The following is a 25,284-nucleotide window of genomic DNA, read 5'->3' as shown; positions in this document are numbered from 1 at the left end:
CATTAAAAAACAACCGCATAATAAATAAAATAAAGTATTATTAGTGCTAATATGGGCACAAAATTGAAAAAGTCGATACTCTGAATCTCTCTAACTCTCTTCCTTATTCCAAGTCTCTCCTCTCTCAACCTTTTTTCCTTATCCATCTGCTTAAACAAAAGTCTAAGTAAAACCATTGACACTATTGAAATTAGAAACAATAAAATTATTATATACAGCTGTAAAGAACCGATATCTTGAGCAAGATCAGTATGTTTTAAATATGTGAAAACAGTATCATCTAAATATTTTGTAGCAAAAATAGCTATCAAATTATTTGTAAAATGTCCCAATATTGATGCAAATAAAGAACCTGTAAGCTCAAGCAGATTTCCAAAAATAATACCCAGTAGCAACGGCGCTATAAAATTTTGAATATCAAAATGAAATAATGCAAATACCAATGATGACATTAAAATAGCGAATTTTCCGCCATAAACATCATATGAATTTATTAGTGCTCCTCTAAAAAATACTTCTTCACAAATTGCAGGAACTATACACATAAAAAATAAATAACTGCTCAAAGATTCATCTTTTAAAAGCATATCCATTGAAAAATTTTTAAGTTCGATAAATGTTGAAAGAAAATTCAAAAATATTCCATTTATCAATAAAATTATCGGATAACTGAGTATAACTATTATTATGACTCTTATAACATTAATTGACGACAGTTTTTTTATCCTGAGCACTTCCGTTCTCTTTCCCGTTCCACACAATAAAAGTGCGGGAATTAAAATTATAAATACTTCATTTATAAATGTCCCCTTTAAAAAGCTCTTAGATTGTATGGAATAACCTATTGTTAAAAAAAATATCGACAATACGAGAGTAAATGTGTTTACACTTAAAACATTTAAATTTTTTTTCTTATATTTTTTCATTTTTATACATAGGCATAAATATATGGTACATTTCTATAAAAATCACCATAATTTAAGCCATACCCCACTATAAATAAATCCGGAATTTCAAAAGCAACATAATCCGCTTTAATATCAACTTCTCTTCTTGAAGGCTTATCAAGCATTACACAAGTTTTTATACTCTTAGGTTCATATCCTTTTAACTTTTCAACAACACTTTTCATTGTATGACCTGTATCGACAATATCATCTATTACAAGCACATCTCTTCCTTTAATATTAGATCTAAGTTCACTTAAAAATTTAACTCTTCCTGATGAAACTTCACTATTGCCGTAGCTCGCAGTAGTTAAAAAATCTATTTCAAGAACAGTATCTATTTCTCTTACTAAGTCAGCAGCAAAAATAAAACTTCCTCTTAAAAGAGAAATTGCTATCAAATCTTTATCCTTATATTCTTTTGTAAGCTCCGCTCCGAGTTCCTTTATTCTCTTTGTGATTTCCTCACGAGTAAATATAATTTTTTTCTCTCTATCGGTCATACTTGCCCTCCTCATAATTTATCCTGTCTAATTTCATACTAATTATTTTCAATTCACGAAGTATTTTATTCAATGTAAACTGTATTGTTATAAGTATAACTAAAAAAATTATAATTGCAATAAATTTAAAATCCATACTATCACCTTTTAATAAATTATATCAGATTAAATGCCATATTTAAAACTTTAAAATAAGAATACATATTTTATAAAATAAGAACAGCAATTTCTATAAGAATATCCGAATCAGGTATATTATTAGCTGTTTCCCATATTGAAACGGTTATAATTTTGACAAACTGTTTCTGTGTAATATTCTATTCTAAGCTGTTTAAAAAATACCGTCCTCTTTATCACTTTTAATTTTTAAAACATTAAGTGATATAATTTCAATGTAATTATTTAATATAAATGTTATACTATACTATATATGCTATTAGGAGGAAAGATGGAAACTTTAAATATATCTGAACTTGCACAAAATAAACTCATACTATTATTCATAATTAAAGGTGCCGATAATTTATTTACGGAAGAAGAACTAACTTCTTTTATCTTGGAAAGAGAAATTTTAAATTTCTTTTTGTTTAAACAATATATTTCTGAATTACTTGAAAGTAATTTTATTATTTTTGATTCAAAAAATAACTACCATATAACTGAAGACGGTAAAAATGCACTTGAACTTTTTATTGAAAATATACCCGTCGAAATTAAAGATAAGATAATTCCAAGTATAATGCTGTTTAAAAGAAATAAAACATCTGAAAAAAGTGTACTTTCAAGTTATTACAAAGATGAGTTTGAAAGATTTTTTGTAAATTTGACATTAAAAGAATCTGAAAATGATATTTTAAATTTAACCCTTGAAGTACCAAATGAAGATTATGCAAAATCAATTTGTGAAAATTTTAAAAATAATCCTGATGACTTTTACTTAAATATTATAAATTATTTTGATTAACTAAAAATCTCCAATTATTAAATTGGAGATTTTTTATTAATTAATTTTTAATATTTCTTTAATTATTTTTCTTGTATCGCTGACAAGATATAATGAACCTGCTATCACTATAAGGTCATTTCTTTTAGACACATTTATGACATCTTTTATTGCAAGTTTTAAATTATCTATTACTTTTACATTCTCACAATACTTTTGAGCCTCTTCTCTTAGAATATCAAGTTCTGTTTTTCTCTTTGTTTCTAAACTTACAAGTACAATTTCATCTGCATATTTAGAAAATTCAAGCAACATTTTGTCATGTTCCTTATCATTCAAAATTGATGTTATTATATAAAGTTTATTATAGTTAAATAATCTGAAATTTTCTGTAAGTCTTTGTATCCCATCAAAATTATGTGCCCCATCTAAAATAATCATAGGACTATCATTTACTCGCTCCATTCTTCCTGCCCAAAATGTATTTTTAAGTCCATTTCTAATTGATTCATCTGAAATTTTCAATAGGCCCTTATTTCTAAGTTGCATAACTCCCATAACAGTCAGTGCAGAATTTTCAAGTTGATAATAACCGCTTAAATTTATTTTCAAATTGGATATAGTCTCATCCTTAAATTTAATGGTATACTCAGATCCTCTGTCATCAATTATAAGATTTTCTATCTTCACATCATCCAAATCATAATATTGAGCATTCTCACGTTCTGCCTTATTTTTTAAAATCTCTACCACTGATTTATTTTTATTTGATGAAACAACATCGACATTTTTAACTATTATACCGGCTTTTTGTTCTGCAATTTCTTCAACCGTATTGCCAAGATACTGCATGTGATCCATCGATATCGGAGTTATAAATGACATAAGTTTATCTTTTGGGGCTACTACATTTGTACTGTCCGATAAACCTCCCATGCCAACTTCAAGTACACAATAATCACAGTTTTTTTCTCTAAAATACAAAAATGCCATGGCGGTAATAAATTCAAAATAAGTCATTACTTCAAATTCATCTAATATTTGCTTTTCAGCATCTATTACAATTTTACCAAGTCTGGTAAAATCTTCATCACTTATCTCGTTACCGTTAATCATAATACGCTCATTATATCTCTCCAAATGAGGAGATGTATAAAGTCCTACAATATATCCTTCACTTATAAGAATATTATATAAAAAATTTGATGTTGAGCCTTTACCGTTTGTACCGGCTACATGAAGATATTTAAGTCCGTCGTGAGGATTATTAAGCACTTTTAAAAGCGCCCTCATTCTACTGAAGTCATAAGATTTTCTCTTTCCCTCACGAGATTCTATATTTAATATTACATCACTAAATTTCATTATAAATTCTCTCTTACACTCTCAAGTCTTTCTTCAATAGTTTTAAGCATTTTTTCATACTTTTCTTTCTTTTCACGTTCTTCTGCTACCACTTTTTCAGGTGCCTTTGCTATAAAACTTTCATTTGAAAGCTTTTTAGTTGCCCTCTCTATTTCAGATATAGTCTGTTCTCTATCTTTAGAAAGTCTTTCAAATTCTTTTTTATAGTCAACTAAATCTTTTAAAGGTAAGAAAATTTCAGCACCGTCAAGTACAATAGAAATATTATCTCCCGATACTTTCGATTTATCAGATATTATTACAACATCCGTTGAATAACCTAAGTTCAATAACTGATTTTTGTTTTCTTCAACTATATTTTTAATTTCATCCGATGTCGTAACTATTATTGTAGAAGACTTTTTACTGTTTTCAATGTTCATCTCAGCTCTGGCATTTCTTATTCCTCTTATAGCTTCTTTGATATATTCTATGGCTTTTCCTTCTTCTTTAAATTCATAATCACTAACTTCTTTCGGCCACTTTGAAACTATAAGAGCAGTTTCAGTTCCGGGTAAATGTTGCCAAATTTCTTCAGTAATATATGGCATAAATGGATGCAATAATTTTAATATATCTTTTAAAACATATAGTAATACCGCTTTTGCACTTTCTTTATACTTATTGTCTTCTCCGTATAGTCTCGGTTTAACCATTTCTATATACCAATCACAATAGTCGCTCCAAATAAAATCATAAATTTCCTGTGCTGCAAGTCCCATGTCATATTTATCAAGTTTTATAGTTACATCGGCAATTAAATTTTGAAGTTTTGAAAGAATCCATTTATCTTCATTTTTCAACGAATCTATATTTAATTTATACTCCGACTTTTCATCATCAAGATTCATAAGCACGAATCTTGTTGCATTCCAAAGCTTATTTGCAAAGTTTCTGTTTGCTTCAACTCTTTCATTATAAAATCTCATATCGTTTCCCGGAGTATTACCGGAAATCAATGTAAATCTCAAGGCATCTGCCCCATAGTTATCTATAATTTCAAGAGGATCAATTCCATTTCCAAGTGATTTACTCATTTTTCTACCTTGAGAATCTCTTACAAGTCCGGTGAAAAATACATCTTTAAATGGAACCTCACCCATATCTTCAAGCGCTGAAAATACCATTCTTATTACCCAGAAGAAAATAATATCATATCCTGTAACAAGTACATCTGTAGGATAAAAGTATTTTAAATCTTCTGTCTGTTCAGGCCATCCCAATGTAGAAAACGGCCATAGTGCAGATGAAAACCAAGTATCAAGAGTATCTTCATCTTGTTTAAATGTCTTATTCTCATATCCTGGTGATCCTGTCGGATCTGTTCTTGAAACAACAACTTCTCCCGTTTCTACACAGTAAAATACAGGAAGTCTATGTCCCCACCAAAGTTGTCTTGAAATACACCAGTCTTTAATATTTTCAAGCCAATTTACATATACTTTAGCAAACCTTTCAGGAACAAAGTTTAACTTTCCATCATAGTATGCCTGAAGTGCAGGCTTAGCTAATGGCTCCATCTTTACAAACCACTGTTTAGAAATCATAGGCTCAATTATTGTCTTACATCTTTCACAATGACCTACTGCATTATGATGATGTTCTTCTCCTGCAAACAGATTAAGAGCTTTAAAATCTTCTATTATTTGTTTTCTTGCAGCATATCTGTCCATACCGTTATACTTACCGGCATTTTCATTTAGATGACCATCATCTGTAAATACCTTAAATTGTCCAAGATTATGTCTTTCTCCGACTTCAAAATCATTGGGGTCATGTGACGGAGTTATTTTTACTGCACCTGTTCCGAATTCCATTTCAACATATTCATCAGCAACAATCGGAATTCTTCTATTATTCATAATAGGTAACAATACATACTTTCCAACTAAATCAGCATACCTTTCATCTTTCGGATTTACAGCTACTGCCAAATCACCGGGAATTGTTTCGGGTCTTGTTGTTGCAACTTCAATGTATCCGTTTCCATCTTCAAGCGGATATCTAAAATGCCAAATATGTCCGTCACTTTCTTCATGCTCAACTTCTGCATCTGAAATTGCAGTTCTACAATTAGGACACCAATTTATAATTCTATCTCCTCTATAAATTAATCCCTTTTCATATAGTCTTATAAATACTTCTTCAACTGCATGTGACAACATATCATCAAGAGTAAATCTCTCTCGTGACCAATCACAGGAAACTCCAAGCTTCTTTAATTGATTTTTAATATTTCCGCCATATTTATCTGTCCACTTCCATGCTTCTTCTAAAAATTTTTCTCTTCCAAGTTCGTCTTTTGACTTACCATCGGACTTTATTTTTTCTACTACTTTTGCTTCTGTAGAAATAGATGCATGGTCTGTTCCCGGAAGCCATAATGCACTATATCCTTGCATTCTCTTGGTTCTTATTAATATATCCTGTATCGTATTATTAAGTGCATGTCCCATGTGTAAATTTCCGGTTACATTTGGTGGAGGCATAACAATTGTAAATGGTTTTTTAGAGCTGTCAACTTCAGCTCGGAAATAATTATTATCCATCCAATACTTATATAATCTCTCTTCAAATTCCTTGGGATTATATGTTTTTGATATTTCTCTCATTTTTTCCTCCTTAAAATAAAAAAAGTCCTTCGTCATAAGGACGAAGGACGTGGTACCACCTTAATTTCTGACTATAAAATAATAATCAGCTCATATAATTTAACGGTTGCCCGTTGCAGACTTATCCTCTGCAAAGCAGAAAAGTAACCTTCATATTAACTGTACAATGTTTTTCACCACGCAACATCTCTCTAAAGTAAGCTTAATACTACTCCTCTTCTCTCTTGCTATTATTGAATTATCACTATTATATTTATAATCACATAAGTTGTCAATACTTACATAAGTTCTTCTATTTTATCAATTATATCTCCTATATAATCAATTGTATTCAATATAAAATCTTCTTTTGTAATATCTACTCCTGCAACCTTACAAAGGTCTATTATTTCTAAACTTCCACCTTTACATAGTGCATCTATCCAAGCATCGGCAGCTACTTTTCCATCTTTCATTATTCTCTTTGCAACTTCTGTTGCGATACTTAATCCCGCACTGTATGTGTAAGAATAAAGTCCCATATAGTAATGTGGTTGTCTCATCCATGTAAGAGCTGCATAGTCATCAATTTCAACAGCATCAGCCCAGAATTTTTCATGAACTTCTTTTGTGATTTTTGTCAATGTCTTTTCAGTTAACGGCTCTCCTGCATCGACCAATCTATATACTTCCCTTTGATATGCCGCTTCTAATAAATGTGTTACACAATTGTGGTAGTATGTGTTTCCGATTTGAGCAGCATATACAAATCTCTTAAATCTATCATCTGTTGCCTTTTTTAAAAGTGAATTGGATAATAATAACTCATTAATTGTAGATGGAGATTCTATGAAATATAATGACGGTTCTTCTTCAAGTACCGAATTATTCGCCTGAGCATTATGGAAATGAACACCATGACCAATTTCATGAACAAGCGTATAAACTTCATTTAACTGCTCTGTAAATGAAAGAAGTATAAATGAATCACACTTATATGGTGATGCACAAAAACCTCCTGTTGATTTTCCGATATTATTTGCAAAATCAATCCATCTATTAGAATAACTGCTCATTGCAACATCTAAATATTCTTCTCCCATTACACTTAATGCATCTTTCACATAATCCTTACTTTCCTCTATTGTAATCTTGGGAACAAATTCCGCATCAATAGGCACCTTTAAATCTGCAAATGTCATTTTATCTATATTATAAAATTTTTTAATTAATTTTGCATATTTTCTCATATGAGGAGCAAGCTTTTCCGTCATAAGATCAATTTGTCTGTCATATAATTTTCTATCTACACCTTGATTGAACAGTAAATAATCTATTACACTGTCAAATCCTCTTAGAGTTGCGATTTGTTTTTCATTAGTAACATGATTTATATAAACCGATGCAAATGTATTTTTATATCTATCAAGTCCCTTAGAAAAACTTTCATAAGCTTTTCTTCTTACTTCTTCATTTGTATCGTAACAATAAAAATTTTCATATAATACAAAGCTGTTGGCATATGTCTTATCTCCGACAACAAAATCATCAAAAGTCATATCTGATGCTTTTGAATCTTCATAAGTTTTATATGGACCTGCTATTGAAGGAGCAAGCGTTGCAATTACTTTTTCTTCTTTTTCAGAAAGTATATGTTCCTTATTTTTTAAAATAGTTTTCAAATACATTTTATATTTATCTGAAGAATTTATTGTCTCTTCAATAATTTCAACGTCCAAACTAAGTATTTCATTTTCATAAAAACTTATTTTTTCCATTAAATTATTTTCTATATTGTCAAATTTTTGAATTCTGATTCTTGACTCTTCATCTGTTAAATCCACACTATATGAAAGAGAAGCATAATTAGATGTAAGATTTTGAGCCTCCATTATCTTTTCATATATCTTAATTGAATTTAATAAATCTTCTGAATTTTTTATATTGCCTTTAAATTTTACAAGCTCATCTGAAAGCTTTATCATTTCATTTAATTTGGTGTTATATTCATCTTCAGATTTAAAAATTCTGCTTAAATCCCATTTTAGACTTTCGTCTATTTCACTTCTGTTTTTTAATGCTTCCATGTTAATTACCTCCCTATAAATCCAACTTTTTTATAAACTTTTCTCAATGTCTTATTCGCCAAATAACTTGCTTTTTCCGCGCCATCTCTATATATTTTCTCAAGATATTCTTTATCTTCTCTTATTTCCTTAAACTTTGTTCTTATAGGTCTAAGCCCCTCTACTACAACTTCAGCTAAATCTTCTTTAAAGATTCCATAATTTGAATTTTTATAATATTCAACAATTTCATCAGTCGACTTTCCGCTAAATGATGAATAGATATTTATAAGATTCTTTAATCCGGGTTGTTCATCATTATACTTTATTTCTCCGACAGAATCAGTTACAGCTCTTTTTATCTTCCTTCTCGTGTCATCTTCACTATCTAAAATCAAAATGTATGAATTTACATCCGAATCGGATTTACTCATTTTAGATTCTGGATTTTGCAATGACATTATTCTTGCCCCTACCTTAGGAGTCATCATCTCAGGTATCGTAAATGTGTCCGAATATCTTGAATTAAATTTTTGTGCTAAATCACGTGTCAACTCAATATGCTGTCTTTGATCTTCTCCAACAGGCACATAAGAAGTTTGATATAGTAAAATATCTGCCGCCATAAGCACAGGATAATTTAATATTCCCGCCAAAATTTCTTTTGACTTCTGAGATTTATCTTTAAATTGAGTCATTCTTTGAAGTTGTCCTAATGATGATATTGTATTTAATACCCATCCGAGTTCAGTATGTTGCGGAACATGAGATTGAATATATAAAATACTTTTTTCAGGATCAAGTCCTGCCGCAAGATAAAGTGAAATTACATCAAGAGTGTTTTTTCTAAGATCTTTAGGTTCTTGCGGCATTGTTATTGCATGCATATCAGCTATACAATAAATACAGTCATATTCTTCTTGAAGATTTCCAAAATTAGAAAGTGCTCCAATATAATTTCCTATTGTCAATGAACCTGACGGTTGAATTGCACTATAAACTATTTTTTTATCCATTTCTATCTCCTATCTTTTAAAAAGTTTTTCAGCAAGCTTGCTTACCATATACTTTATCTTTTCTTCATCTATTGTAAGAATATTTCTATCCTGCATAATTATCTTACCATCTACTATCAAATCACTCACATAATGTGAATTTGCACTATAACATAATGCCGAAATTAAATTATTCTTAGGTGTAAAACCGAGTGATTCTAAGTTAAATAATGTAATATCTGCAAGATACCCTTCATCTATAAGACCTCCGTTATATCCCATTATCTGCGCTCCGTTTATCGTTGCCATCTTAATTACATCAATAGCCTTAACAGAAACGGCATCTCTATTAACGGCCTTATTGACAAGAGATGCTAAATGCATTTCTTCTATAATATCTTGATTGTTATTAGATGATGAGCCGTCAGTCCCTATTCCGACTATCAAATTGTTATCAATCATTTTTTGAATGGGAGCAAATCCGCTTGCAAGTTTTAAATTTGAACTCGGATTATATATCGGATATACAGCGTATTTGGAAATCATTTCAATTTCATCGTAACTTAAGTGTGTACAATGTGCAGCTATTACTTTAACATCAAAAAATCCTATGCTTTCTAAATACTTTGCAGGTGTAGTTCCGTGAATATTTAAACAATCTCTAACCTCTTTTTCAGTTTCAGACAAATGAATATTCAAAACTCCATCAAATTTTTGTGTAAGTTTTAATATCTTTTTTAAATATTCCTTGGAACAGGTATAAATTGCATGCGGGCCCGGAAGTATCTTCACTCTTCCATTTCCTGCATTGTTATAATTTGAATATAATTCTTTTAATTCTTCCAGTCTGCTGTCTCCGCCACCCGTTATATCCATTAAACCCCTTGTAAGAACCCCTCTTATACCGGAATCAATTATTCCCTCTGAAACTCTGTCTAAGCTATAATACATATCACAAACCGTTGATACTCCACTCTTTATATTCTCAACTATTGAAAGCATACTGGACCAATATATATCATCAGGTGTCATTTTATCCTCAACAGGCCAAATTTTTTTTGTGAGCCATGTATTTAAATCTAAATCGTCACCATAATTTCTAAGCATAGACATTCCTAAATGACTATGTGAATTAGTATATGCCGGAACGGCAAGTTTATTTTCACAATTAATAATCTCACAATTTGAAAAACTTAAATCTGTTCCAATTTTTTTAATTAAGTTATTTTCAATATAAATATCTACATTTTCAATAATTTTTTCATTTCTTATATCCAAGTATGAAGTGTTTTTTAAGAGAATACTCATTACATTACCTCCACTAATTACAATCAAGAAATATTATACCATTTTTTTAATTATTTTTTTAATTTTCTTTACAAAAACCAACATTTTTAGTATAATACATTCGGCTCTTAAATTATCGCGGCAAGAATATATTAGGAGTTGAATTTATTTATGGCAAAGATGATGGTACCTAGATTTAAACAATCAAGAAGACTAGGTCTAAATGTATGTGGTCACCCAAAGGCTATGAAAAGAGCTACAAAGGGTACTGCAAGAAGTGATAAGAAGTTAACTGAATATGGTAAGCAATTACTTGAAAAACAAAGATTAAGAGCTTACTACGGCGTTCTTGAAAAACAATTCGTAAATCTTTTCAAGGAAGCGAAAAAATCTAAAGAACAAACAGGTCCTGCATTGGTACAATTCTTGGAAAGAAGACTTGATAACCTTGCATACAGAATGGGATTTGCAAGTTCAATTAGACAAGCAAGACAAATGGTAACTCATGGACATATCACTGTAAATGGAAAGAAAGTAAATATTCCTTCTTACAGATGCAGTGCAGGAGATGTTATTGCGCTATCAGCAAGAGGTAGAAAAGCTGAATTATTCAAAACTAACTACGAGACAAATTATGTAACTTCTTACCCATATATAAAGAAAGAAGAAGATTTTAAAGCTACACTTGTATCTCTTCCAAACAGAGAAGATATACCTGTAGAAATTGATGACCAATTAATCGTTGAGTTCTACTCAAAGAATATGTAATTAAAAAGAAAAATAAAAGTGATGAAATCCAACCCAATTTCATCACTTTTTATTTTATCAAGTTTTGGGTAAAATATATAATAATATTAAATCTAATGTACTCATAGGAGGGTTGTATGAAAGAAAATAATAATGAGCCTAATTTCGTAAAACTTGTAACCGTATTTGATCAATTTAAAGTCGGAGCTATCAAAGGATTATTGGAAGATAGCAATATTCCTTACATAGAAGAGGCAAGTCATGATAAAGATAGCTATATGATTATATTTAGCGGTTGGAATATGCTTGGAACTAATATATATGTTCCGGATTATAATTTAGAAGAAGCTCAGAATTTAGTTACAATGATTTTTGGTGATGACTTTAATAAAAATGATTTAAGCGAAAAAAGATAAAGTAATATAAAGAAAGGAGAATTAATCCTCCTTTCTTTTATTATATTAAATTAAAACTAAAATAATTATAAATCAATTTTTATTTCAAAAATGATTTATATGCCTTAAATGTCATATATGCATCCGCCTTTGAGGCAAGTTCAACAGGCGCATGCATGGAAAGCATTGCAGTACCCATATCTACAACTTCGGCTCCATATTCCGCCAATATATATGCTATGGTTCCTCCGCCGCCTTGATCTACTTTTCCAAGTTCACCTGTTTGCCAAATTACATTATCTCTCTTAAAAATATCTCTCAATTCAACAAGAAACTCGGAATTTGCATCATTACAACCCGATTTTCCTCTTGCACCAGTATATTTTGACATAGCTATTCCGTATCCTACAACAGCGGCATTTTTACTATCCATAACTTCCTTAAAATCGGGATCCAAAGCAGCAGTAACATCTGCAGATAGTACTTTTGAATTTGCCATTGCCCTTCTAACTAAAATATCCGAATAGTTTTCCCCTGTGGCTAAAATTTCCGCAACTGCATTTTCGAAAAATTTAGCGGACATTGAACTGTTTCCGACAGAGCCGATTTCTTCTTTATCTACAAATAATCCGACAGCAGTAATTTTAGGATTTTCAGTTTTTAAAATTGCCTCTAAATTTGCATAAGAACAAATCCTGTCATCATGACCATGAGCTGCAATCATCGCTCTGTCAAATCCTACATCGCGCGCCTTAGTTGCAGGTACAACTTCAAATTCGGCAACCATAAAATCTTCTTCTACGATTCCATAATTTTCATTTAAATATTTTAAAACTGCCTTTTTAATCGGATTTTTATCCTCTTTTATACCATAGCTGCTATGTCCGACAACTATATTTAAGGATTCTCCCGGTATAGCTTCGCCTAAAACTTTCTTATTTTGATCTGCTCCAAGATGCGGAAGCAAATCATTTATATAAAATACAGGGTCATCTTCATTTTCTCCGATTCTAATGTCAAAACTTTCTCCATTTGAATTAACTACATATCCATGCAATGCCAAAGGAATTGTAGGCCATTGATATTTTTTAATTCCGCCATAATAATGAGTCTTTAAAAATGCCATTTCCAAATCTTCATATAGAGGTCTTTGCTTAATATCAAGACGTGGACAATCAATATGAGAACCTACTATTCTCATTCCTTCAGTTAAATCTTCTCCCATTACAAATAAAACTGCCGATTTATTTTTATTATTCAGATAAATTTTATCTCCCTGTTTAATTTTTCCCTTTATAGCTTCCTCAAAAGAAACAAAACCATTTTTTACAGCTTCTGCAATTATAAATTTACATGCCTCTCTCTCGGTCTTCGCATTATCCAAAAAATTTTTATATCTATCTCCATAAGCATAAATTTCTCTATGCTCTTCTTCACCTACAAGCTGCCAAATTGATTTACTATTTAATTCTAATTCTTCAAAATTCAAAACAATCACCCCTTAAGACGCTATTTTACCATACTGATAAACATTTGTAAAATTAAGCTATAAACTTATAATACTATCTAATTATAACTATATCCATTTTTAAAAACTGTTATAGTAAAAGTTTAATACTCACATATCCAATTTCAATTGTATATTCAATAAAATATAAAAAACCTCGAACATTCGAGGCTTCTTATATTTTTTAATTTTATTTGTTAGCTAACGCCTTAATTTCTTTAATTTTTTCCATTGATTCGATAATTGAATCCGCAAGAGAATGCATATCACTTTCATTAGCTACATTAAGTGACGTATTAATTGTTACTCTGTCATTTAAAACATCTATTAATTTCAAATTGTCATTTAAAAATTCTTCCATTTTATCGCCAACTGTACAAGCCCATGTTCCGTTCTCAATTATTCCAACTGTTCTGTTTTGAACATTTAATGCTTCCATATCGTGAATAAAATTCTTCATTACAGGATAAATTCCAAGATTATAAGTTACTGAAGCAAGAACTATATGAGAATATTTGAACGTATCTGATATTAGTTCCGATACATGTGTATTTGATACATCGTGAATAACTACATTTGTCATTCCCTTTTCGCATAATTCGGTTGCAAGTGCTTGTGCTGCATATTCCGTATTTCCATACATTGATGCATATGCTATCATTACACCTGTTTCTTCAGGTTCATATTTGCTCCACTTGTCATATTTTTCCAACAGATATCCAAAATCACTTCTCCATACAAGACCATGTAATGGACAAATATATTTAATATCAAGTGTTGCTGCTTTCTTTAATACATCTTGAACAAAAGGACCGTATTTACCAACTATGTTAGTATAATATCTTCTCGCCTCATCTAACCAATCTCTGTCAAAATTAACTTCATCATTAAATAATTTTCCATCAATTGCACCGAAAGAGCCGAATGCGTCTGCTGAGAATAAAACCCCATTAGTTACATCAAATGAAAGAATTACTTCAGGCCAGTGAACCATCGGAGCTTCTACAAATGCAAGTGTATGCTTACCGAAGTTCATTGTGTCTCCTTCTTTTACTATTACTATTTGCTCATCTTTAATTCTATATCCGATTTGACGCATTATGTCAAATCCTTGTGCACTACTTATTATTTTTACATTTGGATATCTTAAACAGATTTCTTCTATCGCTCCACAATGATCAGGTTCCATATGATGGATTAATAGATAGTCAAGATCTCTTCCATCTAAAACATATTCTACATTTCTAAGATATTCACGAGTTATTGACCAGTCAACAGAATCTACTAACACTGTCTTTTCATCTAACAGTAAATATGAGTTATATGAAACTCCCTTTGGAATTGGAAATATATTTTCAAATAATTCTAATCTGTGGTCATTTCCACCAACCCAATATAAATCGTCTACAACTTTTCTTATAGTATGCATATTAAACCTCCCCATTACTTTCTATCTTCAGGATAATTTTCTTGTATAAATGTTTGCTTTTCCTCTTGACATTGTGGACAAGTCCAGTCATCAGGTAACTTATCAAATGTTGTTCCTGCATCTATTTCACCTTCCGGATCTCCTATATTAGGATCATATTCATATCCACAACCCGGACATACATATACTCCATAAGTCGGTGCTAATTTTCTCGGTTTAGATCTTCTAACCTTCTTCATCGGAGGTGCAGGTTTCTTTTCTTCTGTTCCTAAAGCTTCTGCAAGTAAAGGCATAATTTCGTTCATATCTCCAACTATACCATAATCACAATTTTTAAAGATTGGTGCTGAACCGTTTTTATTTATTGCAACTATTGTTGATGCATCCTTTATACCTTTAAGGTGTTGGCTTGCTCCTGAGATTCCAAGTGCTATATATAAATTTCCTTTGAATTTTTGTCCGGACATGCCAACATATCTTTCAAGCGGTACATATTTTAATGTTTCAGCAACAGGTCTTGATGAACCAAGTGCAGCTCCTGCAGCATGTGCAAGTTTTTTTGCATGTTCCATATTTTCTGCCGCCCCTATTCCCTTACCGACACTTACTACTCTTTCAGCATCTGATATCGGAGTATTTATATCAATTCCTACAGAAAAATCATATCCGTCTTTCTTTAAGTTTTTAACAAGTTCATCAACAGCTTCCTTTGCTGTATCCGCTTTTATAATTTCTCTCTTTCTTTCTCCTGTTATAGGACCCGCTTTTTTCATTGCGGCAGCTACCGGACTGCTTCCACCGCGTTTAGGAAGTTTTCCGATAATATGAGATGCTATAACTACTCTTTGAATTTCATTTGTTCCTTCATAAATAGTTGTAATCTTTGCATCACGATAGAATCTTTCTACATCCATTCCCTTTAGATATCCGTTTCCGCCATGAATTTGAAGTGCGTCATTTACAATTTCAAGTGCAACATCTGATGCATATTGTTTAGCCATTGCAGATTCCATACCATAATTTTCATGGTTATGTTTCATTTCCGCTGCTGAATATACTAAGAATCTTGCAGCTCTTAGTTTAGTTGCCATATCAGCTAATTTAAACGAAATTATTTGTTGTTGTGCAATAGGTCTTCCAAATTGTATTCTTTCTTTTGCATATTTTAGTGCTGCTTCATAAGCACCTTGTGCAATACCAAGCGCTTGAGATGCAATTCCAATACGTCCTCCGTCAAGAGTTTGCATTGCAATTCTGAATCCTTGTCCTTCTTTACCAAGTAGGTTTTCCTTAGGAACTTTTACATTGTTAAATATAAGCTCTGCTGTTGAAGATGATCTTATACCTAATTTATCATAATGATCTCCGAAACTGAATCCTTCCCATCCTTTTTCAACTATGAAAGCTGAAATTCCATGTGTTCCAATACCCGGAGTTGTTACTGCAAATACAACATAGAAGTCTGCTTTAGGTGCATTTGTTATAAATATTTTTCCACCATTTAAAATATAATAATCTCCATCTAGCTCTGCTGTTGTTTCAGTACCGCCGGCATCACTTCCGGCTTCAGGTTCAGTTAAACCAAATGCTCCGATTTTTTCTCCGCTTGCAAGAGGAACTAAGTATTTTTGTTTTTGTTCTTCAGTTCCAAATGCTTCTATAGGATAAGTTCCAAGTGAAGTATGTGCTGATAAAATTACACCAACACCGCCATCTACTCTTGAAAGTTCTTCTACTGCTATAGCATAAGAAATAACATCTTTTCCTGCTCCGCCATACTCTTTTGAATATGGAAGTCCCATCCATCCATTTTCACCGATTTTCTTTACAATTTCATCAGGAAATTCATTGTTTTGATCAAGCGAAAAGGCTATTGGTTTAATTTCAGCCTCCGCAAATTCTCTTACTGCCTTACGTAGTTCTTCATGTTCCTGATTTGTCTTAAATAACATGTGTTTGCCCCCTTTAAGATCTTCTTTACTTTCAATAATCTCATCTTTTTCTTTTAAATTTTTATCTGTCATATCCTTACAAGTTTCTTCAGTTAAAACTTCAAGCTTTTCTTCTGCATTTTCTGTACTGTGTTTAGAATTTTTTGAACTGTTCTTGGTATAAGATTCGGTTTTATTTCCCTTTTTCTTTTTAAAGAAACTCACTTTACATACCTCCACAATCAAATACAAAACCTTTAAAAACGTTTTCTGAAAGTTAAAAAACAAAAACATCATCACGTTAATATCGTTTTATATTAATTTAAAATAATATACTATAATAATATAGTATGGATTATGGAATGTCAACACTTTTAAAAATAAATCTTTAAAAAAATATAATTTTTTTATTTTAATATTAACTTATTTACAATAATCTTAACTAATCCATATTTATAAACTCATATTCAACTTCAAGTTCATCAAAAAATCTGAGTAGATCTTTAAATTCTATATTTAAAGTTGTAGTGTTAATGAAAGGATGTATGCCAAGAGTTGTATTGATATCAAGTGAATCGTCAATAAGAACTTTTACTTTTTTATTTTCATCATAAAATAATCCAAGAGGCGTTACAGCACTTACCTTACATTTTAAATACTCATCTAAATTTTCAAGAGATGCAAATGAAAGTCTTTTTTCTCCAATTTTTTCACCAAGTTCTGAAATATTTAATTCTTTAGATTCTTCTATTATTATAAAATAAATATTTTTTGCTTTTTTATTTTTTAATACAAGATTTTTGACCTGTTGACCTTCTACTAAATTTAAATTTCCTATTAGTGTTTCAATCGGCTCATGGTCAAATCTAACATAAGAAATATTATATTTATCAAGTAATTCATAAGCTGTTTTTTCGTTCATAATACACCCTCCTATCAGTAAATCTTTTTAATATATTACCCACTTACCCGTCAATACGAACAAATATATTGAATTATTTTTAACTCAATATTATTGATGAAACTATATAGTTTTATCTTCACACTAATCGCCAAGTTAATGTATAAGAAAAAATGGCATACTCAGTATAATTACTGACTATGCCATTTAAAAAACTTAAATTGACTTAAAAAGTATATAGTATATTTAATTAATTTTTCCAAACTAATTTTCAATTAATTTTATTTTACATCTCCATCATCAAACGGATCTCCACATTCAGGACAGAATTTGGGAGGATTCTTTGGATCTGACGGTTCCCATCCACATTTATCACATTTATACTGTAATGCACCTGTCGGTTTCGGACTTCCACATTCCATGCAGAATTTTCCTTTATTCTTGACTCCACATTCACAAGTCCAAAACAATTCTTCAGGCTTTTGACTTCCACATTCCATACAAAACTTTCCTGTGTTTCCACTTGTTCCGCAACTACAAGTCCATCCTACAGGTATCTCTGTTGTTTGCGATGCTACCTGTTGTGTCTGTGCTTGTTCCTGTCCCATATTAAACAGACCTTGTGCATTCATTCCTCCGGCACTATTTGCCATATTCATTCCGGCAAATGCCATGAATGCTCCACTTTCATTTGATGCGGCAGATTTCATTGCCTCCGCTTGAGAACCTACAAGATGTGCCGCTGCCATAGTTGGATTTCTGAATGCAGCGTTTCGTTGTATTTCCTTAATCATATTTTCATCTTCTTCAGATGCTTTTACCGAACTTACTCCAAATTCGGTTATTTCTATTCCGTAGTGCTTGCCCCATTTATCGGATAAAATATCATTTAATATATTTGATAAATCTTGAGCATGACCCGGAAGAGCACTATACCTTATTCCCATTTCGGATATTCTTGCAAATGCAGGCTGAAGTGCTGTAAGTAATTCACTTCTAAGCTGAGATTCTATTCTATCTCTATAAAATTCATCATCAACATTTCCGCAAATGTTTTTATAAAATAAAATTGGATCTGTTATTTTATAAACATACTCACCATGACATCTTATAGATATATCAATGTCAAGTCCGATATTTGTATCCACAACTCTAAATGGAACTGCATTCACAGTGCCATATTTATTCCCTATTATGTCCTTCAGATTGAAGAAATATACTCTCTGATCTTTACCGGTATCTCCTCCCATTGTAAATCTCTTTACAAATGTATCAAAAGTCTTTTTTACTTCTTCTTTTAAATCCCCGTAAAATATACTTGGTTCTGTAGAATTGTCAAATACAAATTCTCCTGCTTCTGCACTTACTTCCGCTATTGCTCCCTGGTCAACTATGATCATACATTGACCTTCATTTATTGCAATTATTGAACCGTTCGTTATTATATTGTCGCTTCCCTTATCATTAAATGATTTTTTAGCTTTTCTCTTTTCGCCTTTCCTAACTAATACATCTTCCGGCATTTCAGAGCAATAAAAATATTCTCTCCACTGATCTGCCAATACAGATGAAGCTGCTCCCAATCCAACTTTAAGAAGTCCCATACTAATCCTCCTACATTATATATTTTCCAATTATAGAATAAACATTATTAACTATTGCCGCTGAATTTGAACTGTCTTTATTTAAATAGTAAATTGCAAATATTACTGCAGATGCAATAATAATTGCAAGTAAAACTTTCGGTATTGAAATAGGAGATTCTCCACTTACCTTACCGGTTTGACCGTTTACTACAAATTGATATACTTTATTTTTATATTTAAATGACGATATCCAAATTGGCAACAATATATATTTATATGTTATATTTGAAAATTCAGTATCAATATCCACATTTTTCGTATGCTGTGCATTATTTTCTCTTAAAATTTTATTATCAATTTTCCCGCTTATTATACCTGAAATTTTTCTCTTTACAATTTCCCAGGCACTTTTCATTTTAACAGTATACCTTTCAGCCATAAATCCCGCCATATATTCAGGCTTATATTCTACAACTTGTGTTGTGTCAAACGGCTCTATTCCGGAAAGCATCTTTTCATTTTGAATACTTGAACCGCAACAAAGCATATCATCAACCGAATAAGAAAAATCTCCTCTTGTACTATGCCAAATTACCTCTATATGATCCTTGCCCTCCGAATCTTTATAATGTCTGTCTATACCATATTGCCCTGAATATCTGCTATATGTATCTGCATCGAAAGTCCAATATGGGACATATACTCCCTTAAATGCTGTCGGTTTTGCACTCTCCTTTGCAAGATTCGGACAAAACAGTTTTTTCTTAATCCAATCTTTAAATTTACCGCCTGCCATTTTTGAATCAAGCTTAAATACAACAACACCACCCGGCGCCATAATATCCTTATCTTTTTCATTCATTACCTGATTTGAACCGCAATAAGGACACTCATTGGATATTTGATTGACATCATAAATTGTTTCAGCTCCACATGATTTACATATTACTGTCTTTGTCTTGGTTCCCCAATCACATAAAGCATTTTCTTCCGCACTGTCAAAATCAAGCTCAACGGCAACAAAATCGGTATTTTCAACTTCTATTTGTTCCTCTGCTCCGCAGTATGGACATTTTAAACCCCCTGTATTCGGATTAAAATCCATTACTCCTCCACAACTTGGACACTTTTTATCGGTTTCTTTCATTGTATCTACACGATTAATCTGCTCATCAAAACTTTTATTCCGATCTTCCGCTCCGTTATAATTTTCTTCTTTCATTTCTATCGCCACCTTTCATAAAAATTAAACATTTTATATTTACATATGCATCAGCACTAAAAGTTATAATTAGTTTACCATATTATTGTATGTTTTTCATCAGTAATATACAAATACACATTATTATATAAAAATAAGGGAGGTTTCCCTCCCCCATCACCAAGTTTTATGCAAATCCCATTGCTACCGCAGCAACTACAAATACAGTTGCTACTACAAACAGTAATGCCTGCATTTTAATTTGGAATTTAGCCCATTTTCCCCATTCAAGTCTTGCTGCTCCAAGAACTGCCATTAAAAGTCCCGATGTAGGAACTATTAAATTTGTCAATCCATCTCCAAGTTGAAATGCAAGAACTGCAACTTGTCTTGTAACTCCGGCTAAATCGGCAAGCGGTGCCATTAGAGGCATTGTTAAAGATGCCTGTCCTGAACCTGATACTACAAAAAAGTTAAATACTGATTGAAATACATACATTATCCAAGCTGATATTGTTGGAGAAAGCTTTGAAATTCCACTTGCTGCAGTATTTAATATAGTATTTAAAACTGTTCCGTTAGTAGGGTCTGTACCACCAAGCACAAATATTATACCTTGTGCCATACCTACTACCATCGCAGGTCCAAGTAAATCCTTAGCTCCGTTTCTAAATGATACTGCCATATTGTTTAATGACATATTATTCAATTTAAAAATTATTCCAATGATACCTGCTACTATTCCCATTGTGAAAAATTGAGTTGCTATTTCAGGAATATAATATCCCTTTTTAGTAACTCCCCATACTACCCAAACCATAGTTAAAACTAAATCAAGTATAATCAACTTATGTCCTAAATTAAATTCCATAGAAGTATTTTTACTCTTTTCAAAATCTTCTCTAAAATATGCATCAGATTCATAAGATACTGAACGTCTTGGGTCTTTTCTTATTTTTTTCGCATAAATCATAGTATATACAATAACTATAAAGTTGAAAATACACCACATTGCAATTCTGAAATTAGCTCCGGATAAAACAGGAATTCCCGATATACCCTGTGCAACAGCTACAGAAAACGGATTCATCCAAGAAGTTGCAAAACCTATTTGAGTTGCAACATAAGTTATTATAATTCCGACAACCGCATCATATCCCATGGCTATTACCATCGGAACCACTATCATTACAAACGGAATAGCCTCTTCGCCCATTCCAAATACCGCTCCTCCAAGCGAGAATAATAAAAACAATACGGGAAGTAAAATAACCTCTTTTCCATTTAGCTTATCTATCATTCTCATGATTCCGCCTTCAATGGCACCTGTTGAAAGAACTATTCCAAAAGCTCCGCCAATTACTAAAATAAATGCAACTACTCCAACAGCACTTCCATACTTATCACCTGTTACAAGTCCTTCAAACATATAGTTCAAAAAACCTGAACCGCCGTCTTCATCAGATGCAAAAACTTTTACTCCTTCTTTAACAGGAGAACCTGCATCATCTGTAACATACTCAAATGTTCCATTTTTAATTACCGTTCTCGTCTTGTCTTTTCCATCTACAGTATAAGTTATTTCCTCCGTTTCAAAGTGTCCCTTGGGAACAACATAGGTTAAAAGTGCCGCAAATAATACTACAAAGAAAATAATTATAAAAGTATCAGGCATTTTAATTTCTTTCTTCTTGTCCATAATTTACCTCCTTTTTATTTATTATACACTATAAAGAAATTAATATAAAGCATAGTTACAAACTATAAAAAAAGTTCCCTAAAATTAGAGAACTTTAAAATACTTCTATACTTGCTTTTTCAATAACTACATCTTCAACAGGCTTATCTCTGAATCCTACAGAAACAGACGCTATTTCATCTACTACATCCATTCCGTCAAATACTTGTCCAAAAACAGAGTGCTTACCATCAAGCCAATATGTGCCTCCCAAATTTTCATAAACATCTACAACTTCATCAGGATATCCTTTTTCTTCTCCTGCAGATCTCATTTGTCTAATTATATCTTCTTCAACAGGACCCATTTGTACTATAAAAAATTGTGAACCGTTTGTATTTGGACCTGCATTTGCCATAGATAGAGCCCCTCTAAAATTTCTATAATTCAAATTAAACTCATCTTCAAACGATTTTCCCCAAATACTTTCTCCTCCCATTCCTGTTCCGGTAGGGTCTCCGCCTTGTATCATAAAATTATCAATTACTCTATGAAAAATAGTATTATCATAATATCCTTTTTTTATAAGTTCTTTAAAATTCTCAACAGCTTTCGGTGCAGCTTCTTCAAATAATCTGATCTTAATAACTCCATGATTAGTCTTAATTACTGCAACTTCTTCTCCCTTAACAGGCTCTTTTAATTGATTTAACATAATACTCCTCCTAAATAATTTCATCCATTTTACTTACATACATATTCATATTTTCTCTAAATCCTGATGTCTTATCAGATATATACTTGTAACAAATTATAATAACTATTCCTTTTATAACACTTGAAATACTTATAGCCGCCCAAATTCCATCTACACCAAAAATCGGAATTAAAAATATTGCCATAGGTATCCTAAATACATTAAATATAACCGCATTTATAGCGGGATATTTTGTAAGTCCAAGCCCATTTAACATGCCGGTTGTTCCTATCTCATAGACCATAAAAATTTCTGATATTGCATTAATCATAAGATAGCTGCTTCCAATCTTTATTACATCCATATCATTAATGAATATTTTAAAAATCGGCTCTCTTGCAAAAAAAGTAATGATGCTGCAAGTACCCCTACTGTTGTAAGTATTTTTAATCCCTTTTTTCTACATTCCAAAATTCTCTCAAAGTTTTTTGCTCCGTAATTTTGTCCGAAAATTGAACTGAACGCAGTCGAAAATCCCTCCGCACTCATCCATGATACAGACTCTATCTGAGCTCCTATTGCAAATGCAGCTATACTTGCAGCTCCAAAATCAGCTATAAACCTATTTAATCTTATACCTACAAGTGCATGAATTATAGATTGAAGTGATGCAGGTACACCAAGTTTAAAAATATATATTATTCTATTTATATTAACTTTTTTTAAATAATTTATTCTCACATAAATTTCTCTATCTTTTATACCAAGATAAATAAAAATGAAAAATGCTATTGCCTGTGCAAGTACAGTTGCTATTGCAGCTCCTTCTATACCAAGATTCGGAAACGGACCGAGTCCAAATATTAAAATCGGATCTGCAATAATGTTAAATATTAATGCTACCGTAGATACTTTAAACGGCGTAGTGCTGTTTCCTCTTGCATAATACACACTTTCTATTGCCGAAACCCAAAATGTAAATATAAGTCCGAAAGTAATTATATTAAAATATTTTACCGCAAGAATTTCTACCTCATAATCAAGTCTGTAAAATCCGAGAATATCATCCCTAAATACAGTATATATAAATGTGAGAGCTGTCCATATTAAAAAATTCACTTGAAAACCGCTTCGAGCAACTTCCACCAAAGCTCTATTATCTCTCTTCCCATAAGCTTGACTCATTCCAACGGAAAGTCCTGTCCTGGAAATCAAAATCAACGACTGTGCAATCCATATAAAAAAACCGCAACACCCGACTGCAGCAACAGCTTCAGTTGAAAGTTTCCCTACCCAAATCAAATCTACAAGAGAATATGCCATTTGAATAAAAGCAGTCCCCATTAGAGGAAGCGAAAGCCTTATTATTAAATTTGTTATACTCCCATTTAATAAATCAACATCCTTACTCATATTCACTCTCTAAATAAAATTTTATTAACAATCTCCCTGATCTGTAATTATTATCGGCCCGTCTTTTGTTATTGCAATCTGATGCTCATATTGAGCTGACAGTGAACCGTCTTTTGTCCTTGCAGTCCATCCGTCATCATCAATTATAAGATCCGGACCTCCCGCATTAATCATAGGCTCAATAGTAAATACCATTCCCTCTCTAATCCTAAGCCCTCTTCCCGGCTTTCCGTAGTGAAGAACCTGCGGATCTTCGTGCATTTCTTTTCCTATTCCATGACCTACAAACTCTCTTACAACTGAATATCCGTTGCTTTCGGCATAAGTTTGAATTGCATGTCCTATATCCCCAAGTCTGTTACCTATTTTAGCTTGTTCTATTCCAAGATACATACATTTTCTTGTAACTTCAAGTAAATTATGAGCTTCTTCTGAAACAGTTCCTACTTCATAACTCCATGCGGAATCTGCCAAATATCCGTCTACATTGACAACCATATCAATAGTTATAATATCGCCATCTTTTAATACATACTCTCCGGGAAATCCATGACAAATTTCATCATTTACAGATGCACAAATTGAGTAGGGAAATCCTTCATATCCCTTCTGTTCAGGATATGCTCCTCTATCTTTTAAAAATTCCTCTACGAATCTGTCAAGCTCAATAGTCTTTACTCCCGGCTTAACTCTGTTTCTAAGTTCATGATGAACTTGAGATAGGAGCTTTCCCGCAATAATCATTTTTTGTATTTCTTCTTCAGTTTTTATTATTACCATAACTACATCTCCTTAATAACCTCTGTTAAATCTAAATCATTAACAGCCCAATTGTAAGCTTCCTTATTTATATTAACTGCCCTCTTTAAATCTAAAAGAGCCCCCTCTTTATCACCAAGTCTCGCCTTTGAACATGCCCTATTGTAAAAAAGATTTACACTTTCGGGATTATATTCTATTCCCTCATTTAAAATCTCAATAGCTCTGTTAAAATCTTTAAGTTCAATATAAATTGCAGAGATATTTAGATAAATATAGGGATTTTTTTCCTCGTTCTTAGCCT

General features: G+C 31.8%; 20 protein-coding genes, 2 pseudogenes and 1 other annotated feature. Of the genes and pseudogenes, 3 read left to right on the top strand and 19 right to left on the bottom strand.

What is annotated here, in order from left to right:
- Window positions 1-2 precede the first annotated feature (2 nt).
- From HMPREF0629_RS07215 to HMPREF0629_RS08040, 3 genes are read right to left on the bottom strand one after another with little or no spacing between them, the layout of a single operon-like run.
- The gene (locus tag HMPREF0629_RS07215) at window positions 3-926 is read right to left on the bottom strand and encodes a type II CAAX endopeptidase family protein (RefSeq protein WP_009222652.1); all 924 of its coding nucleotides are present in this window, start codon (window positions 924-926) and stop codon (window positions 3-5) included.
- Window positions 927-928: 2 nt separating this feature from the next.
- Window positions 929-1,450, bottom strand: coding sequence for a hypoxanthine phosphoribosyltransferase (gene hpt, locus HMPREF0629_RS07210; RefSeq protein WP_009222651.1), 522 nt, complete (start codon window positions 1,448-1,450; stop codon window positions 929-931).
- Window positions 1,440-1,586: a hypothetical protein gene (locus tag HMPREF0629_RS08040; protein WP_176686355.1), complete on the bottom strand. Its 147-nt coding sequence runs from the start codon at window positions 1,584-1,586 to the stop codon at window positions 1,440-1,442. The genes hpt and HMPREF0629_RS08040 overlap by 11 nt, the downstream gene beginning before the upstream one ends.
- A gap of 312 nt (window positions 1,587-1,898) precedes the next feature.
- On the opposite strand from HMPREF0629_RS08040, the gene HMPREF0629_RS07205 reads away from it, so the two are divergent.
- On the top strand, window positions 1,899-2,414 hold the full coding sequence (locus HMPREF0629_RS07205; protein WP_009222650.1) for a DUF4364 family protein: 516 nt from the start codon (window positions 1,899-1,901) through the stop codon (window positions 2,412-2,414).
- A 36-nt stretch (window positions 2,415-2,450) separates the two neighbouring features.
- Here HMPREF0629_RS07205 and HMPREF0629_RS07200 read toward each other — a convergent pair whose 3' ends face one another.
- From HMPREF0629_RS07200 to HMPREF0629_RS07180, 5 genes are all read right to left on the bottom strand, one after another.
- Window positions 2,451-3,758, bottom strand: coding sequence for a folylpolyglutamate synthase/dihydrofolate synthase family protein (locus HMPREF0629_RS07200; protein WP_009222649.1), 1,308 nt, complete (start codon window positions 3,756-3,758; stop codon window positions 2,451-2,453).
- Window positions 3,758-6,409 carry a valine--tRNA ligase gene (locus tag HMPREF0629_RS07195; RefSeq protein WP_009222648.1) on the bottom strand — a complete coding sequence of 884 codons (2,652 nt, stop codon included), beginning with the start codon at window positions 6,407-6,409 and terminating at the stop codon, window positions 3,758-3,760. Before HMPREF0629_RS07195 ends, HMPREF0629_RS07200 begins: the two co-directional genes overlap by 1 nt.
- Before the next feature lie 33 nt (window positions 6,410-6,442).
- Window positions 6,443-6,643 (bottom strand) — a binding site (T-box leader).
- Window positions 6,644-6,687: 44 nt separating this feature from the next.
- The gene (pepF, locus tag HMPREF0629_RS07190; protein WP_009222647.1) at window positions 6,688-8,475 is read right to left on the bottom strand and encodes an oligoendopeptidase F; all 1,788 of its coding nucleotides are present in this window, start codon (window positions 8,473-8,475) and stop codon (window positions 6,688-6,690) included.
- 5 nt (window positions 8,476-8,480) lie between these two features.
- On the bottom strand, window positions 8,481-9,470 hold the full coding sequence (trpS, locus tag HMPREF0629_RS07185; RefSeq protein ID WP_009222646.1) for a tryptophan--tRNA ligase: 990 nt from the start codon (window positions 9,468-9,470) through the stop codon (window positions 8,481-8,483).
- Window positions 9,471-9,479: 9 nt separating this feature from the next.
- A complete protein-coding gene (locus HMPREF0629_RS07180) occupies window positions 9,480-10,757 on the bottom strand; it encodes an amidohydrolase (RefSeq protein WP_009222645.1) in 1,278 nt (425 codons plus the stop codon).
- Window positions 10,758-10,907: 150 nt separating this feature from the next.
- On the opposite strand from HMPREF0629_RS07180, the gene rpsD reads away from it, so the two are divergent.
- Both rpsD and HMPREF0629_RS07170 read left to right on the top strand, forming a co-directional pair.
- Window positions 10,908-11,504: a 30S ribosomal protein S4 gene (rpsD, locus tag HMPREF0629_RS07175; RefSeq protein WP_009222644.1), complete on the top strand. Its 597-nt coding sequence runs from the start codon at window positions 10,908-10,910 to the stop codon at window positions 11,502-11,504.
- 116 nt (window positions 11,505-11,620) lie between these two features.
- Window positions 11,621-11,899, top strand: coding sequence for a DUF2007 domain-containing protein (locus HMPREF0629_RS07170; protein ID WP_009222643.1), 279 nt, complete (start codon window positions 11,621-11,623; stop codon window positions 11,897-11,899).
- Between the two features lie 79 nt (window positions 11,900-11,978).
- On the opposite strand, the gene HMPREF0629_RS07165 is transcribed toward HMPREF0629_RS07170, so the two are convergent.
- From HMPREF0629_RS07165 to HMPREF0629_RS07115, 11 genes and pseudogenes are all read right to left on the bottom strand, one after another.
- Entirely contained in the window at window positions 11,979-13,367 is a 1,389-nt protein-coding gene (locus HMPREF0629_RS07165) for an aminopeptidase (RefSeq protein ID WP_039856951.1), read from the bottom strand.
- A 208-nt stretch (window positions 13,368-13,575) separates the two neighbouring features.
- On the bottom strand, window positions 13,576-14,814 hold the full coding sequence (locus tag HMPREF0629_RS07160) for an FprA family A-type flavoprotein (RefSeq protein ID WP_009222641.1): 1,239 nt from the start codon (window positions 14,812-14,814) through the stop codon (window positions 13,576-13,578).
- Window positions 14,815-14,828: 14 nt separating this feature from the next.
- Window positions 14,829-16,766: an acyl-CoA dehydrogenase family protein gene (locus HMPREF0629_RS07875; protein WP_009222640.1), complete on the bottom strand. Its 1,938-nt coding sequence runs from the start codon at window positions 16,764-16,766 to the stop codon at window positions 14,829-14,831.
- Between the two features lie 421 nt (window positions 16,767-17,187).
- Window positions 17,188-17,667, bottom strand: a complete 480-nt coding sequence (locus HMPREF0629_RS07150) for a YbaK/EbsC family protein (protein ID WP_036729124.1) — start codon at window positions 17,665-17,667, stop codon at window positions 17,188-17,190.
- Window positions 17,668-17,927: 260 nt separating this feature from the next.
- Window positions 17,928-19,250 (bottom strand): SPFH domain-containing protein, encoded by a 1,323-nt coding sequence (locus tag HMPREF0629_RS07145; protein ID WP_009222638.1) that lies wholly within the window; start codon window positions 19,248-19,250, stop codon window positions 17,928-17,930.
- Window positions 19,251-19,260: 10 nt separating this feature from the next.
- Window positions 19,261-20,454 carry a hypothetical protein gene (locus HMPREF0629_RS07140; protein ID WP_009222637.1) on the bottom strand — a complete coding sequence of 398 codons (1,194 nt, stop codon included), beginning with the start codon at window positions 20,452-20,454 and terminating at the stop codon, window positions 19,261-19,263.
- A gap of 166 nt (window positions 20,455-20,620) precedes the next feature.
- The gene (gene yfcC / locus HMPREF0629_RS07135) at window positions 20,621-22,132 is read right to left on the bottom strand and encodes a putative basic amino acid antiporter YfcC (protein ID WP_009222636.1); all 1,512 of its coding nucleotides are present in this window, start codon (window positions 22,130-22,132) and stop codon (window positions 20,621-20,623) included.
- A gap of 94 nt (window positions 22,133-22,226) precedes the next feature.
- Window positions 22,227-22,826: a peptidylprolyl isomerase gene (locus HMPREF0629_RS07130; protein WP_036729130.1), complete on the bottom strand. Its 600-nt coding sequence runs from the start codon at window positions 22,824-22,826 to the stop codon at window positions 22,227-22,229.
- 121 nt (window positions 22,827-22,947) lie between these two features.
- Window positions 22,948-24,131: pseudogene (locus HMPREF0629_RS07125) on the bottom strand (MATE family efflux transporter); the annotation flags it as partial.
- Between the two features lie 114 nt (window positions 24,132-24,245).
- On the bottom strand, window positions 24,246-25,001 hold the full coding sequence (gene map / locus HMPREF0629_RS07120; RefSeq protein WP_009222634.1) for a type I methionyl aminopeptidase: 756 nt from the start codon (window positions 24,999-25,001) through the stop codon (window positions 24,246-24,248).
- Window positions 25,002-25,003: 2 nt separating this feature from the next.
- Window positions 25,004-25,284: pseudogene (locus HMPREF0629_RS07115) on the bottom strand (tetratricopeptide repeat protein); the annotation flags it as partial.

Source organism: Peptoniphilus sp. oral taxon 386 str. F0131 (assembly GCF_000090945.1).
GTDB lineage: Bacteria > Bacillota > Clostridia > Tissierellales > Peptoniphilaceae > Anaerosphaera > Anaerosphaera mikwangii.
Note: the sequence above shows the minus strand (reverse complement) of the source record. Positions and strands in the feature narration are given on the sequence as shown.

What these genes read in the sequence shown, in the direction of transcription:
- HMPREF0629_RS07130 (WP_036729130.1), bottom strand. Translation starts at nt 22,826, where the DNA reads ATGTTAAATCAATTAAAAGAGCCTGTTAAGGGAGAAGAAGTTGCAGTA.
- HMPREF0629_RS07145 (WP_009222638.1), bottom strand. Translation starts at nt 19,250, where the DNA reads ATGGGACTTCTTAAAGTTGGATTGGGAGCAGCTTCATCTGTATTGGCA.
- hpt (WP_009222651.1), bottom strand. Translation starts at nt 1,450, where the DNA reads ATGACCGATAGAGAGAAAAAAATTATATTTACTCGTGAGGAAATCACA.
- HMPREF0629_RS07195 (WP_009222648.1), bottom strand. Translation starts at nt 6,409, where the DNA reads ATGAGAGAAATATCAAAAACATATAATCCCAAGGAATTTGAAGAGAGA.
- HMPREF0629_RS07215 (WP_009222652.1), bottom strand. Translation starts at nt 926, where the DNA reads ATGAAAAAATATAAGAAAAAAAATTTAAATGTTTTAAGTGTAAACACA.
- yfcC (WP_009222636.1), bottom strand. Translation starts at nt 22,132, where the DNA reads ATGGACAAGAAGAAAGAAATTAAAATGCCTGATACTTTTATAATTATT.
- HMPREF0629_RS08040 (WP_176686355.1), bottom strand. Translation starts at nt 1,586, where the DNA reads ATGGATTTTAAATTTATTGCAATTATAATTTTTTTAGTTATACTTATA.
- rpsD (WP_009222644.1), top strand. Translation starts at nt 10,908, where the DNA reads ATGGCAAAGATGATGGTACCTAGATTTAAACAATCAAGAAGACTAGGT.
- HMPREF0629_RS07200 (WP_009222649.1), bottom strand. Translation starts at nt 3,758, where the DNA reads ATGAAATTTAGTGATGTAATATTAAATATAGAATCTCGTGAGGGAAAG.
- HMPREF0629_RS07180 (WP_009222645.1), bottom strand. Translation starts at nt 10,757, where the DNA reads ATGAGTATTCTCTTAAAAAACACTTCATACTTGGATATAAGAAATGAA.
- HMPREF0629_RS07150 (WP_036729124.1), bottom strand. Translation starts at nt 17,667, where the DNA reads ATGAACGAAAAAACAGCTTATGAATTACTTGATAAATATAATATTTCT.
- trpS (WP_009222646.1), bottom strand. Translation starts at nt 9,470, where the DNA reads ATGGATAAAAAAATAGTTTATAGTGCAATTCAACCGTCAGGTTCATTG.
- map (WP_009222634.1), bottom strand. Translation starts at nt 25,001, where the DNA reads ATGGTAATAATAAAAACTGAAGAAGAAATACAAAAAATGATTATTGCG.
- HMPREF0629_RS07205 (WP_009222650.1), top strand. Translation starts at nt 1,899, where the DNA reads ATGGAAACTTTAAATATATCTGAACTTGCACAAAATAAACTCATACTA.
- HMPREF0629_RS07140 (WP_009222637.1), bottom strand. Translation starts at nt 20,454, where the DNA reads ATGAAAGAAGAAAATTATAACGGAGCGGAAGATCGGAATAAAAGTTTT.
- HMPREF0629_RS07875 (WP_009222640.1), bottom strand. Translation starts at nt 16,766, where the DNA reads ATGTTATTTAAGACAAATCAGGAACATGAAGAACTACGTAAGGCAGTA.
- HMPREF0629_RS07170 (WP_009222643.1), top strand. Translation starts at nt 11,621, where the DNA reads ATGAAAGAAAATAATAATGAGCCTAATTTCGTAAAACTTGTAACCGTA.
- pepF (WP_009222647.1), bottom strand. Translation starts at nt 8,475, where the DNA reads ATGGAAGCATTAAAAAACAGAAGTGAAATAGACGAAAGTCTAAAATGG.
- HMPREF0629_RS07160 (WP_009222641.1), bottom strand. Translation starts at nt 14,814, where the DNA reads ATGCATACTATAAGAAAAGTTGTAGACGATTTATATTGGGTTGGTGGA.